Source organism: Saccharothrix espanaensis DSM 44229 (genome assembly GCF_000328705.1).
Taxonomy (GTDB): Bacteria; Actinomycetota; Actinomycetes; order Mycobacteriales; family Pseudonocardiaceae; genus Actinosynnema; species Actinosynnema espanaense.
Genome location: NC_019673.1, coordinates 7,687,902 through 7,701,092 on the forward strand (window position 1 = coordinate 7,687,902; position 13,191 = coordinate 7,701,092).

General features: G+C 71.3%; 13 protein-coding genes. 5 read left to right on the forward strand and 8 right to left on the reverse strand.

Annotated elements, in window-relative coordinates; translation table 11 throughout:
* Positions 1-195 precede the first annotated feature (195 nt).
* Together BN6_RS33425 and BN6_RS33430 are read right to left on the reverse strand one after the other, a co-directional pair.
* A complete protein-coding gene (locus tag BN6_RS33425) occupies positions 196-1,473 on the reverse strand; it encodes a DNA polymerase IV (RefSeq protein ID WP_041314987.1) in 1,278 nt (425 codons plus the stop codon).
* 40 nt (positions 1,474-1,513) lie between these two features.
* Entirely contained in the window at positions 1,514-2,614 is a 1,101-nt protein-coding gene (locus tag BN6_RS33430) for an amidohydrolase family protein (protein ID WP_015104278.1), read from the reverse strand.
* Positions 2,615-2,652: 38 nt separating this feature from the next.
* Between BN6_RS33430 and BN6_RS33435 the strand changes: the two genes are divergently transcribed.
* A complete protein-coding gene (locus BN6_RS33435; RefSeq protein ID WP_015104279.1) occupies positions 2,653-3,969 on the forward strand; it encodes a type I glutamate--ammonia ligase in 1,317 nt (438 codons plus the stop codon).
* Here BN6_RS33435 and BN6_RS33440 read toward each other — a convergent pair.
* Positions 3,966-4,586 (reverse strand): sigma-70 family RNA polymerase sigma factor, encoded by a 621-nt coding sequence (locus tag BN6_RS33440; RefSeq protein WP_015104280.1) that lies wholly within the window; start codon positions 4,584-4,586, stop codon positions 3,966-3,968. The genes BN6_RS33435 and BN6_RS33440 overlap by 4 nt on opposite strands.
* 121 nt (positions 4,587-4,707) lie before the next feature.
* The gene (locus tag BN6_RS33445; protein WP_015104281.1) at positions 4,708-5,430 is read right to left on the reverse strand and encodes a class I SAM-dependent methyltransferase; all 723 of its coding nucleotides are present in this window, start codon (positions 5,428-5,430) and stop codon (positions 4,708-4,710) included.
* A 34-nt stretch (positions 5,431-5,464) separates the two neighbouring features.
* Here BN6_RS33445 and BN6_RS33450 point away from each other — a divergent pair, with 34 nt between their 5' ends.
* From BN6_RS33450 to BN6_RS33465, 4 genes are read left to right on the forward strand one after another with little or no spacing between them, the layout of a single operon-like run.
* Complete coding sequence (locus BN6_RS33450; RefSeq protein ID WP_041314990.1) at positions 5,465-6,310, forward strand: ParA family protein; 846 nt, start codon at positions 5,465-5,467, stop codon at positions 6,308-6,310.
* Positions 6,307-6,942 (forward strand): LysE family translocator, encoded by a 636-nt coding sequence (locus BN6_RS33455; protein ID WP_015104283.1) that lies wholly within the window; start codon positions 6,307-6,309, stop codon positions 6,940-6,942. Before BN6_RS33450 ends, BN6_RS33455 begins: the two co-directional genes overlap by 4 nt.
* On the forward strand, positions 6,929-7,723 hold the full coding sequence (locus BN6_RS33460; protein ID WP_015104284.1) for an Fpg/Nei family DNA glycosylase: 795 nt from the start codon (positions 6,929-6,931) through the stop codon (positions 7,721-7,723). The genes BN6_RS33455 and BN6_RS33460 overlap by 14 nt, the downstream gene beginning before the upstream one ends.
* 10 nt (positions 7,724-7,733) lie before the next feature.
* Positions 7,734-8,756 (forward strand): quinone-dependent dihydroorotate dehydrogenase, encoded by a 1,023-nt coding sequence (locus tag BN6_RS33465; RefSeq protein WP_015104285.1) that lies wholly within the window; start codon positions 7,734-7,736, stop codon positions 8,754-8,756.
* A 128-nt stretch (positions 8,757-8,884) separates the two neighbouring features.
* On the opposite strand, the gene BN6_RS33470 is transcribed toward BN6_RS33465, so the two are convergent.
* The 4 genes from BN6_RS33470 to BN6_RS33485 all read right to left on the reverse strand — a co-directional run bounded on the left by BN6_RS33470 (position 8,885) and on the right by BN6_RS33485 (position 13,111).
* Entirely contained in the window at positions 8,885-10,129 is a 1,245-nt protein-coding gene (locus BN6_RS33470) for a uracil-xanthine permease family protein (protein WP_015104286.1), read from the reverse strand.
* A 513-nt stretch (positions 10,130-10,642) separates the two neighbouring features.
* On the reverse strand, positions 10,643-11,455 hold the full coding sequence (gene pspM, locus BN6_RS33475) for a phage shock envelope stress response protein PspM (protein WP_148303124.1): 813 nt from the start codon (positions 11,453-11,455) through the stop codon (positions 10,643-10,645).
* 28 nt (positions 11,456-11,483) lie between these two features.
* The gene (locus tag BN6_RS33480) at positions 11,484-12,371 is read right to left on the reverse strand and encodes a PspA/IM30 family protein (RefSeq protein ID WP_015104288.1); all 888 of its coding nucleotides are present in this window, start codon (positions 12,369-12,371) and stop codon (positions 11,484-11,486) included.
* A gap of 317 nt (positions 12,372-12,688) precedes the next feature.
* Complete coding sequence (locus tag BN6_RS33485) at positions 12,689-13,111, reverse strand: helix-turn-helix domain-containing protein (protein ID WP_015104289.1); 423 nt, start codon at positions 13,109-13,111, stop codon at positions 12,689-12,691.
* Positions 13,112-13,191: the final 80 nt, after the last annotated feature.

Sequence of the window (13,191 nt, forward strand, 5' to 3'; positions counted from 1 at the left end):
GTGATGGTGCCCGGTGATCGACCCGGACGTCCGCTCCGGGCCGGTCGACCACCCGAACGGCCCGCTCCCGGACGTCGGAACCCCGAACCGGTCAGCGGTCGGGTTGGGGCTCGGGCAGGTTGGGCTGCAACGGCACGGCGGCCAGCAACGTCGCCAGGGTCACCGCAGCCCGGCCGAATCGGGTGCCGGGCCTGGTCAGCGGTCGGGTTGGGGCTCGGGCAGGTTGGGCTGCAACGGCACGGCGGCCAGCAGCGTCGCCGGCGTCACCGCGGCCCGGCCGAAACGGGTGCGGGCCTGGTCGGCGGCCTGTTCGGCCTCCCGCCAGCCGCGTTCGGGCGCGTCGAACATCAGTTGCTCGCCGCCCTCGCCCTCGACCAGCTGCTCGATCCGGACGCCGATCAGCCGCACCGCTCCGGGCGGCACCTGTTCGTCGAGCAGGGTCGCCGCGGTCTTGTAGACCTCCTGGGTGACGTCCGTCGCCACCCGCAACGTCTTGGACCGGGTGATCGTGGTGAAGTCCGCGAACCTGACCTTGATCGACACGGTCCGGCCGCGCAGCCCGCGCTCCCGCAGCGTCCCGGCGGACCGCTCGGACAGCCGCAACAGCTCCCGGCGCAACAGCTCCCGGTCGAAGTGGTCGACCTCGAAGGTCTCCTCCGCGCCGATCGACTTCTCCCGGCTCGACGGCACGACCGGCCGGTCGTCCAGGCCCTGCGCCAAGGCGTGCAGGTGCTCCGCGAGCGCCACGCCCAGCACCCGGCGCAGCCTCGGCAGCGGGGTCGCCGCCACGTCCGCCACCGTCTCCAGGCCGACCCGGTCCAACTGCTCGGCGGTGCGCTTGCCGACACCCCACAGCGCGGACACCGGCAGCGGGTGCAGGAACTCCAGCACCGCCGCCTTCGGCACGACCATCATGCCGTCCGGCTTGCACATCCCCGAGGCCAGCTTCGCCAGGAACTTCGTCGGCGCGACCCCGACCGAGCAGGTGACGCCCTCGGCCCGCTCGACCTGGTCGCGGATGGTCTCGGCGATCGCACCCGGTGTCGCCCGCAGCCGCCGCAGCGCGCCGCTGACGTCGAGGAACGCCTCGTCCAGGCTCAGCGGCTCGACCAGCGGCGTGATGTCGCGGAAGATCGCCATCACCCCCCGGGACACCTCCTGGTACCGGGCGTAGTTGGGCGTCACGAACACCGCGTGCGGCGCGAGCCGGCGGGCGTGCGCCGTCGGCATCGCGGAGCGCACGCCGTACTCGCGCGCCAGGTAGTTCGCCGCCGACACGACGCCGCGGTTGGCCGTGCCGCCGACGATCACCGGCTTGCCGGCCAGCTCCGGGTTGTCCCGGATCTCCACCGACGCGTAGAAGGCGTCCATGTCGACGTGCAGCATCGAGCAGCCGGTGTCGTCCGGCCACTGACCGTCACGCGCCCGGAACCGGTCGACCAGGCCGCGCGGCAGGTTGGCGCTGCGGCCCACAAGCACCTCCCGGACGAGCCTCGAACGCGTGTTCGACAGTCTAGTCCAACCGGTAGGCCCGGCGCGCGTTCTCCGACCCGATCAGGTGAGAGATCCGCACCGCGTCCGCCTCCCCGAAAGCCTGCCGCCGCATCCCCGCCTGGAGGAAGTCCGACAGCGCGCGCCGGAAGAACAGCGCGCCCAGGTGGTACAGCTCGGCCAGGCCGAACGCGTCGGTCGAGAACAGGAACTTCCCGAACGGCACGATCTCCAGCGCCTCGGCCAGCACCCGGCTCGCCTGGTGGCCCACCGTGTGGGTCGCCAACCCGAGGTCCGCGAACACGTGCGGGAACACCTGCGCGAGGTACCCGGCCGACCGGTGGAACGGGTAGTTGTGCAACAGCATGATCGGCACGCCCAGGTGCTCGGTCGCCCGGAGCAGGTCCGTCAGCAGCGACGGGTCCGCCCGGTGCAACGCCAGGTCGCGGTCGCCGTAGCCGACGTGGAACTGCACCGGCAGCCCGCGGTCCAACGCCTCCCACACCAGGAACCGCGAGAGCACCTCGTCGGCACACCGCCCACCACCGGCCGCCAACCACCGCTCGCACGCCGCCACGACCTCGCCGTCGGACGGGCGCTCCCCGGACAGTTCCAAGCCCACGCGGTAGGCCGCGATCGACTTGGCCGCCACGGCCGGGGTGCTCTCCAACGCCCGGCGCACCCGGTCCGGAAATCCCGTGGCACCCTCGATGATCACCTCTTCGGCCAGCCGCTCCAAGCGAACGACGGCGAGTTCACGAGATCCGGTGAAAACCGAAGGACCGTGCAACCTCTCCGGCCACAGCCCTCCGTCCACCAGGAACGTCGAGATCCCCGACGCCACCAGGAACGCCCGGTTCACCTCCGCCGCGCCCAACGACCGCCGGCGCGCGATGTACTCGTCCGGGCGCACGTGCGCCGGCAGGTCGAGCAAGGGCGCGCACCAGCGCCGGACCGCGAATCCGACGGACGAGTCGAACAGCGAGGTCCCCCACCGGCTGACCGTGTCGGCCTCGGTCAGCATCTCCTCGAAGCCGGTCCGGTCCAGGTCATCGCGCAACACCCCGTGGCAGTGGTGGTCCACAAGGTTCAACTCGGCCACGTAGGGCAGCAACGGGTCCACTTGTTGAACACTAGTGACCTGGTGTAACCACGCACCTCATGGACACCGCGGAACGAGACCACCGTCAGGCACAAGCCACAGCGCTGCTGGACGGCCTGGCCGATCGCGACGTCGTGGCGGTCGCGATCACCTGGGTCGACCACAGCGGCATCACACGCGTGAAGACGGTCCCGCTGGACAAACTCCCCCGCGCCGCTGCGCACGGCGTGGGCACCTCTCCCTCGTTCGACGCGTTCCTGCTCGACGACACGATCGTCGCCGGGCGCTACGCGGGCGGCCCCGTCGGCGACCTGCGGCTGCACCCCGACCTGGCCCGGATCACCGTCCTGGCCGGTCAGCCGGGGTGGGCGTGGGCACCGGCGGACCGCTACGACCAGCAGGGCGAGCCGCACCCGCAGGACGAGCGCGGCCTGGCCCGCACGATGGCCGACCGGCTGGCGGTCAACGGCTTCGAGGTGCGCGCCGGGTTCGAGGTCGAGTGGGTGGTCGGCCAGGGCGGCACGGACGACTTCCGCCCCGCCACCACCGCTCCCGCGTACGGCCACACCCGCCAGGTCGAGCTGTCCGACTACTGCGCCGACCTGATCTCCGCCCTGGTCGAGCAGAACGTGGACGTCCTCCAGTTCCACCCCGAGTACGCGGCGGGCCAGTTCGAGGTGTCCACCGCGCCCGAGGACCCGGTGCACGCGGCGGACACCGCCGTGCTCGTCCGCGAGACGATCCGGGCGATCACCATCCGGCACGGGCTGCGCGCGTCGTTCTCGCCGAAGGTCGTCTCGGACGGCGTCGGCAACGGCGGCCACCTGCACGTCAGCCTGTGGAGGGAGCGGAAGAACCTGTTCGAGGGACGGCTGCACCCGGACGCCGAGGGTTTCGCCGCGGGCGTGCTGCGGCACCTGCCCGGCCTGTGCGCCATCGGCTGCCCGTCGGTCGCGAGCTACCTGCGCTTGATCCCGTCGCACTGGGCGGGCGCGTTCGCGACGTGGGGCGTGGAGAACCGGGAGGCCGCGCTGCGGCTCGTGGAGAACCGCGACCTGGAGATCAAGTGCTTCGACCTGTCCGCGAACCCCTACCTGGTCGTGGCGGCGACGCTCGCCGCCGGTCTGGCGGGGATCGTGGACGGGGCGCACCTGCCGCCTCCGGTGACCGTGGACCCCGTGCACGTGGAAGGCGCGCAACGCCTGCCCACGTCGTTGGAGGACGCCGTGAAGGCGTTCGAGGACGACGAGGTGCTGACGGAGGCGTTCGGCGTCGAGTTCGCGGCCACCATCGCGGACGTGCGGCGCGGTGAGATCGCCAAGTTCGCCGACGCCTCGTCCGAGGAGATCACCCACGCCACCCGCTGGCGGCACTAGCCGCTCAACAACCGGCGAGAGGTCCCGACCTCCTTCCGCAACCGGGACAACGCCCGGTGCTGCGCGACCCGCACGGCACCGGGCGACGAGCCCACGACAACGGCCGTCTGCTCGGCGGTCAGCCCCACCACCACCCGCAACAGCAGGATCTCCTGCTGCTTGTCGGGCAGGATCTTCAGCAGTTCGGCGACGTGGCGGGAGAGTTCGGCGCGCAGCGCGCTCTGTTCCGGGCCGTCGGCGTCGGACGGCGAGTCGGGCACCTCGGGCACCGGCTCCGCACGGTTGCGCAGCGACGTGCGGTGCGCGTCGGCCACCTTGTGCGCCGCGATGCCGTACACGAACGCCAAGAACGGTCGTCCGTGGTCCTTGTACGTCGGCAACGCGGTAAGGACGGCCAGGCAGACCTCCTGCGCCACGTCGTCCGCCGAGGTGTACGACCGCTCCTGACGGCCCACCCGCGCACGGCAGTAGCGAACCACCAACGGGCGGACGGAGGCCAACAGCCAGGCGATGGCCATCCGGTCACCGCCGACGGCGCGGCGCACCTCGTCTTCCAGCGACTCCGGTTTCGGGGGCTCCCGTTTCGGGGGCTCCTGGTCGGGCGGGTCACCGGCCATCAGCGGTCCCCGGTCGGCGTCGGTCTCCGACCGGTGGGGACAACCTCTGGTAAGAGCGGATCTCCCATGCGGGACTCCTGGAGGTCGGCAGCGGTTTGCCGACCCCGTTTCTACCGCAATCTCACCCCTGGCGGCGGGCCAACACGTGCAGCCGCGCCGCCACGTCGCGCAGCGGCGACCGGGTCGAGGCGGCCAGTTCGAGCTCGGCCAGCGCCTCGGCCGCGCCCGGGTTGGACTCCAGCACCGAGCCCGGCACCAGGTCGGACACCACGCCGTGGCCCTGGAGCACCTCCAGCTCCAAGCCCGCGCCGAGCACCAGCGCCTCCAGCCCGGCCACGTCGAACCGGCGCTGCAACGGCTCACGGGACCCGGCGAGCTGCCCGGACTCGTCGTCCAGCAGCCGCCGCGCGTCCACGAGCCGGCCCGCGATCGCGCGGTGCAGCACGGCCGCGTACCGGTTCGCGACCAGCACCGACACAGCGCCACCCGGCGCGACGGCCTTGGCCAGCGCGTTCAGCGCCACGGCCGCGTCGTCCACGACCTCCAGCAGCCCATGACCGAGCACCAGGTCGGCGGAGGAGTCGGCGTCCAACGCGTCCGTGTCGCCCTGCACGGCCGTGATGCGCCCGGTCACACCGGCCTCTGTCGCACGCCTGTGCAGGGTGGCGAGCGCGTTGGGGCTGGGCTCGATCACGGTCACCACGCAACCTGCCACAGCGAGTGGAACGGCCCACACACCGCTGCCGCCGCCCACGTCCAGCACCCTGGGCGGTTCCCCGCCACGGCGCCGGCGCGCGGCGGCCAGCTCGGTGTCGAGCACCCTGTGTACGGCGTCCGGTCGCATGGCACTAGAGCCTAGAGACCGTAGGCTGCACTTCGTGCATACGGTGGCGGTGCTCAGCCTTAAGGGTGGCGTGGGGAAGACGACGGTCGCGTTGGGTCTCGCGTCGGCGGCGTTGCGGCGCGGGGTGCGGACGCTGGTCATCGACCTGGATCCGCAGTGCAACGCCACCTCCACGCTGGAACCCGAAGAGACCGACACCAGCATCTACGACGTTCTGCAGGACCCCACGAGCGACACCGTGCGGGCGGCCATCGCGCCCAGTGCCTGGGGCGACGGCGTGGACGTCCTGGCCGGTTCGGAGGACGCCGAGCTGCTCAACCACCCCGATCCGGGCGAGTCGCGGCTGGGCCGGCTGCGCGAGGCGCTGCGGGTGCTGGCCTCCGAGGACGACGCCGAGGAGCCCTACCAGCTGGTCCTGCTGGACTGCCCGCCGTCGCTGGGGCAGCTGACCAGGTCGGCGCTGGTGGCGGCGGACCGGGCGCTGCTGGTGACCGAGCCCACCATGTTCGCGGTGGCGGGCGTGCAGCGGGCGTTCGAAGCGGTGCAGTCCGAGCGTGAGCACAACGCGGACCTCCAGCCGTTGGGCGTCGTGGTGAACCGGGTCCGGCCGCGCTCGCACGAGCACCAGTTCCGGATCGAGGAGCTGCGTGACATCTTCGGGCCGTTGGTGATGCCCGTGGCGCTGCCGGACCGGTTGGCGGTGCAGCAGGCGCAGGGCGCCTGTATGCCGATCCACGAGTGGGGCACGCCCGGCGCGCGTGAGGTGGCGTTGGCGTTCAACCTGCTGTTGGCGCGGATACTGCGACTCAGCCGCAGCAGGCGACGCCCCGTGCACGGGGACTTCGACGACGAAGAGATCCAGGAAGCAGTGGACGCGTGAGCAGCACCGCGCTGCTGGCGTTCACGGTCACCGCGCTGCTGATGACGATCACGCCCGGCCTCGACACCATGATGTTGTTGCGCATGGTGGTCGGCGGTGGGCGTAAGACCGGCCTGGTCTGCGGGTTCGGCACGACGCTCGGCTGCCTCGTATGGGGCGCGGCGAGCATCGCGGGGCTGACGGCGCTGTTGATGGCGTCCCGAGTCGCCTACGACGTGGTGCGGTACGCCGGCGCGGCCTACCTGCTGTGGCTCGGTGGGTCGGCACTGTGGAGGTCGTTGCGCGGCGCGCGGGTGGACAAGCCCGTGGAAGCACCGCGGATCACACCTGTGCAGGCGTTGCGGGTGGGGTTCACGACAAACCTGCTCAACCCCAAGATCGGCGTGTTCTACCTGAGCCTCCTTCCGCAGTTCCTGCCCACGTCGGGCGAGACGACGGGGTGGGCGGCGTTGATGGTGGGCATCCACGTCGGCATGGGTCAGGTGTGGCAGATCGTCGTCGTATGGCTCGCGGGACGTGCCGCGGTGGTGTTGACGCGGCCACGCGTCAAGCAGTGGACGGAGCGCCTTACGGCGTCGGTGTTGGTGGCGTTCGGGCTGAAGATGGTGTTCGACAGCAGTGCCCGAGGGTGACACGGTCTACCTGACCGGACGGCGGCTGGATGAAGCGCTGGCCGGGCGGACGTTGGTGCGCACGGACTTCCGACACCCCCGGCTGGCCACAGTCGACCTCGCCGGGCGGGACGTGGTCGGGGTCGCCACGGTCGGCAAGCACATCCTGACCCGGTTCTCCGGCGACCTGACGCTGCGCAGCCACCTGCGGATGGACGGGTCGTGGCACCTCTACCGGCCGGGCGACCGGTGGAAGCGGCCCGGTCACCAGGCGCGGGTGGTGCTGGAGGTGCCGGACCGGCTGGCGGTGGGGTTCGCGCTGCACGACCTGGAGCTGGTGCCGACCGGCGAGGAGTCCCGGCTGGTCGGGCACCTCGGGCCGGACCTGCTGGGGCCGTGGACGGCGCAGGACGAGGCGGAGGCCGTGGCGCGGCTCACGGCGGATCCGGAGCGTGAGGTTGGTCTCGCGCTGCTCGACCAGCGGGTGCTGGCGGGCGTGGGGAACGTCTACAAGTCCGAGGTGTGCTTCCTGCTGGGCGTGTCGCCGTGGACGCCGGTGTCCGGTGTGGACGGTGCCCGTGCGGTGGCGTTGTCGCGGAAGTTGCTGCTGGCCAACGCGCTGCGACCAGTGCGGAACACGACTGGGTTGATCGGTCGTGGACGTGAGTCCTGGGTGTACGAGCGGGCCGGGCGGCCGTGCCTGCGGTGCGGCACACGGGTGCGTGTGGCCGAGCAGGGCGAGGGAGTGCAGGAGCGGACGTCGTACTGGTGCCCGCGCTGCCAGCCTGGGCCGATCGCTTAGGGTTACTGCCGTGGTCTACAAGAGCGTGGTGCGCAAGACGTTGTTCCGGATGCACGGCGGGGACGCGGAGCGCATCCACGAGACCACACTGCGCGCGATGACGGTGTTGAGCCCGGCGGCGCGGCTCGTGCGCCGTAAGGCCGTCGGTGAGCGCACAGTGTTCGGGGTGCGTTTCCCCAACCCGGTTGGACTCGCTGCGGGACTGGACAAGAACGGGCGCGCGCTGCCGTCGTGGAGCGCGCTCGGGTTCGGGTTCGTGGAGGTCGGCACGGTCACCCGGCACCCACAGCCGGGCAACCCGAAGCCGAGGCTGTTCCGGCTGCGGGACAGCGAGGCGATCATCAACCGGATGGGGTTCAACAACGAGGGCGCGGCGGCGTTGGCGAGCCGTCTGGACCGGCTGGGGCCGCTGTCCGTGCCGCTGGGGATCAGTCTGGGCAAGTCCAAGGTCACGCCGGTCGAAGAGGCCGTGGAGGACTACCGGGCGTCGCTGCGGGCGCTGTACCGGCACGGCGACTACTTCGCCGTGAACATCAGTTCGCCCAACACGCCGGGCCTGCGCAGCTTGCAGGACCGCAAGGCGCTCGCGGAACTCCTGTCGGCGTTGAACGAGACGTCCGCCGCCCTGGCCGGGGCCGCCGCGAGCAAGCCGCTGCTGGTGAAGATCGCGCCCGACCTGACCGACGAGGCGATCGGTGAACTGCTGGAGGTCTGCGCGGTGCACCGGGTCGCCGGGTTGATCGCGACCAACACCACCCTGTCGAGGGACGGGCTCGCGCCGGCGGACCAGGCGCTCGCGGGCGAGGCGGGCGGGTTGAGCGGCCGGCCGCTGGCCGAGCGGGCGCGCGAGGTGGTGCGGTTCGTGAGCCGGGAGACGGGCGGGAAGCTGCCGATCATCGGGGTCGGCGGGATCGCGTCGGTGGATGACGCGAAGCGGATGATGGACGCCGGCGCGAGCCTCCTCCAGCTCTACACGGGCTTCATCTACGAGGGTCCGGGGCTGGTCCGCAGGATCGCCCGCTCACTCGTCTAGGCTTTTTCGTACACGATCGAGACCGGCACGCAAACGCTTGCACTGAGAAGGAACGCCTCGTAGGCGGGTTTTTCCCGGAAGCCATGGTCCGGGGCGGCGGCGGGTGAGCCGGGCGGCGGCGGGCTGGGTCAGATTCGGCGGGCGGCGCGCAGCCAGCGCATGATCGGGTGCAGGATCACGACCAGGAGCGAGCCCCAGACCAGGCCGCCCAGCTCCATGTTGCCGAGCTTCAGCGTCAGGTCGCCGACGCCCGCGACCAGTGCCGCGCCGCCGACCAGGGCGTTGCCGGGGTTGGCGAGGTCGACCCGGTTGTCCATCCAGATGCGCACGCCGACCAGCGTGATCAGGCCGAGCAGGACCAGCGTCGCGCCGCCGACCACGCCCGGCGGGATGGTGCCGAGGGCCGCGGTGGCCTTCGGCGAGAACGCGAGCAGGATCGCCATCACGCCGGTCACGGCGTACGCGGCGGTGGAGTACACCTTCGTCACGCCCATCGCTCCGATGTTCTCGGAGTAGGTCGTGGTGCCGGGGGCGCCGCCGAAACCCGCGAGGGTCGTGGACAGGCCGTTGGCGATGATCGAGTCGCCGACGCTGCCGTCCAGGTTGCGGCCGGTGAGTCCCGCGACGGCTTTGACGTGGCCGACGTTCTCCGCGACCAGGACGATCACGACCGGCAGGATCAGCAGGGTGACCGACGGGCGCAGCTCCGGGGCGTGCAACGTGGGAAAGCCGAACCAGGCGGCGTTCGCGACCGGGGCGGTGTCCACGATGCCGAGGACGAAGCCGAGGACCCAGCCCACGACCACGCCGAGGAGGACCGAGAAGCGGAAGAACAGCCTGCGGCCGAGGACGCCGCAGAGCAGGATTATGCCCATCGCGACCACGGCCGGTAGGGGTTGCTCGGCGAACGAGGACGCCGCGCGGTGCGACAGGTTCAACCCGATCAGGATCACGACCGCGCCGGTGACCACCGGGGGCATCACCGATTCGAGCAGCCGGACGCCGAGGGCCTTCACCGCCACCCCGATGATGATCACCAGGAGGCCGGCCGCGACGATGCCGCCGAGCTGGGCGGCGATGCCTTCGCTGCGGGCGGCCTGGAGCGGGGCGATGAAGGCGAAGGACGCGCCGAGGTAGCTGGGGACGCGGTTGCGCGTGATGATCAGGAAGAGCAGCGTGCCGACGCCCGAGAAGAGCAGGGTGGTGCCGACCGGCAGGCCGGTGGCGGCGGGGACGAGGATCGTGGCACCGGCCATCGCGACCAGGTGCTGGGCACCGAAGCCGATGGTGAGTGGCCAGCTGAGTCGCTCCTGCGGGCTGACCGCGTCACCGTCGGTGGTGCGGCCATCGCCGTGCACGGTCCACAACGCCACTCAATGCCCTCCCCCGGCGACCAAGGCCGAACGCCGCTGTTCGACTCAGGGATCCTGCCACGCCATGTAGTGGGCGAGGCCAGATAACGGTCTGATAATCACACGATTGCAGCAGGGAATACCAGACCACCGAGCACATCAGCCCAGCGCAACTACCCAACGTGACCCAAGCGCCGTTCGTGCGGATGGCCCCAGCCTGGCACACCGCAGACCTCGGGCCTCGACCACCCCGAGGGCCTCAGACGACTACGGCCTGTCGCCTGACTGGGGCCGCGCGGAACTAGAGACGCGACGTGCAGCAGGCCGACCGGAACGGTTCGGAGATCCGCCGCCCGCCACACGGCCCGTTCGGGCACACGCCACCGCGAACGTGCTCCGACAACCCCGCGCACTGGCACGCAAGGTCGACGCGGACGCAGCGGCGCGGCAGGCGGCAGTGGCGCGGCGGCGGTGAGCTGCCGCACGGCGCGCGGCGGCCGGGCATCGCCGCACGGGCGGCGTGGCGGGGGTTGGTCAGGGGGATTCTGGGCGGGTCCAGTGGGAGATGTCTCGCAGGGCTGAGGCCAGACCTGCCAGGTGGTCCGTGGCGTCGCCCAAGACCTGGCGGGGGTTGGAGGCGGTGCTTTCCGCCAGGACCCGGCCCGCTGCGGCCACCAGGCCGCAGTAGCCCTCTACGCCTTCGTCCAGTTGGGCCCTCAAGCGGTGGACCCCGTCCACCAGTGGGCCGCGGTCCAGGGGTGGGGCGGTGTCCCTGGCTCGTTCTACGGCCTGCAACTGGTGCGACACGGCCCTGATCGCGGCGGACGCTTCGGTTCCCGTCGCCCTCGCTTGGGCCACCGAGTCGGTCGGCACCGAGGTCAGGGCTGCCGAGTCCAGCTGCCGCAGCAGCTCTCGGAGGGTGTCTTCCGCGTCTTCCAGGCGCTCCATCGGCTGCCTCGCCGCCGAACTCCTGGCCGGCAGCGGGGTGCGCACGGGGGCCAGGGCCAGTTGTCGGCGGGCCGTGTCGATCTCGCGCATCTTCGACTTCGTGCGCACGGCCAGCACTCCCGTGCCGGCCAGGCCGATCGCCGCTATCACGCCCGGCGCCGACGGCAGGGCGCCCACCAGGGTGAGGGTCCCGACCACCGCGAGGATGGCCAGGACGATCAACCAGAACGTGAGCACCCGACTCGACCGGCGGTACCGCCGGTCGAGTTTGGCGCGTGGGTCGTTCCAGGCGGACAACCGCCGTTTCACCTGGTCCGCGAGTTGTCCTTGGAGCTGGCCGTGCACCGCGCCACCGACGATCTGGGCGATCTCACCGGCCACTCTCCGCCGGGGATCCATCCTCGGATGATCCATCGCGGACACGCCCTCAGCCCTGGCTCGCGGGCGGGTTCTGCTGCGGGAGCTGCTGGGTCTGCTGCGGCGCGCTCTGCGGGGTGCTCTGCGCCTGCTGCTGGACGCGCTGCTGGATCTCCTGCTGGATGCTCGCCGCCGCGCTGCCGGGCTTGGCAGCGGTGACCTCGCCGGCGACGCTGCCGCCGCGCATGGACGCGCGGATCTGCTCCAGCCGCGACGAGCCGGCCATCTGGGTGGTCGACTGCTGCACTTCCAGCATCCGGCCCTGCACCGAGTTCTGGGCGAGCTCCGCCGAGCCGAGGGCGGTGGTGTACCGCTTCTCGATCTTGTCGCGGACCTCTTCCAGCGACGGCGTGTTGGCGGGCGCGGCGAGCTCGGACATCTGGCGCAGCGACGCGGAGACCTGCTCCTGCATCTTGGCCTGCTCCAGCTGGCTGAGCAGCTTGGTGCGCTCGGCGAGCTTCTGCTGCAGCACCATCGCGTTGCGCTCGACGGCCTGCTTCGCCTGGGTCGCCGCCTGCAGCGACTGGTCGTGCAGGGTCTTGAGGTCCTCGATGCTCTGCTCGGCGGTGACGAGCTGGGTCGCGAACGACGTGGCCGCGTTCTCGAACTCCTGGGCCCGCTGCTCGTCGCCCTTGGCCCGCGCCTCGTCGGCGAGGACGAGCGCCTGGCGTGCGGACGCCTGGAGCTTCTCGACCTCACCGAGCTGCCGGTTGAGCTTCATCTCCAGCTGGCGCTGGTTGCCGATCACCGCGGCGGCCTGCTGCGACAGCGCCTGGTGCTGCCGCTGCGCCTCCTCGATGGCCTGCTGGATCTGCACCTTCGGGTCGGCGTGCTCGTCGATCTTGGACGAAAAAGCCGCCATGAAGTACTTCCATGCCTTCACGAAAGGGTTGGCCATCTCCTACGCCTGCCTTCTCCGCACTATCCCTGGCTCGCGCTCGTGATTGGCAACGACCCGGTGCCGGTGTTGGTTCCATCGTGTCAGTTGTCCCGTGCCTCTTCCACCGACCTGGGGAGATATCCGGGTTCACCCTGAGTCACCCCTGAAACTTCGGTCGGCACGGTAATCCTGCCCGCCCCGCACCGGGGTGGACGCGGCGACCCCGCGCGCGGTTGCCAACTCGTTGCAGTGTGCCGCGGGCCGGGACGTGGGGTGCTCATGCCGAGAAGCCGAGCCGGACGGACCGGCTCGGCTTCGGACGTGGGCCGCTCGGGTTATGCCGCCACCACGGCGCCGCGCGGTTTGCCGATCGCCGTGGACAGCCGGTGCGTGAGCATCGGCTGCAGCCGCAGGTCGGACAGGTCGTTGCCGATGACGGCGGGCACCAGGGTGCCGCCTTCGAGGCTCGGCGCGGCGGGCTGCGCGCGCTCGGTGAGCTCGGCCGGGCTGGTCACCGGCTGCTGGACGGCACCGATGTCCGAGGCGACCAGGTGGAGTAGTTGGTACAGGGGCAGGTCCAACGCCTCGCAGATGGCGGCCAGCAGCTCGCTGGACGCCTCCTTGCGGCCACGCTCCACCTCGGACAGGTACCCCAGGCTCACGCGGGCGGTCCTGGAGACCTCGCGCAGCGTGCGGCGTTGGGTGGTGCGGGCATGGCGGAGCCGATCACCGATCGCCTCGCGTAGCAGCACGGTCATCGCGCGCCTCCTTCCGGCCGGCCGTGCCACCACGTTACCGACCCGTCCCGTCGACGGGCAGTGACTTCCGGACACGTCCG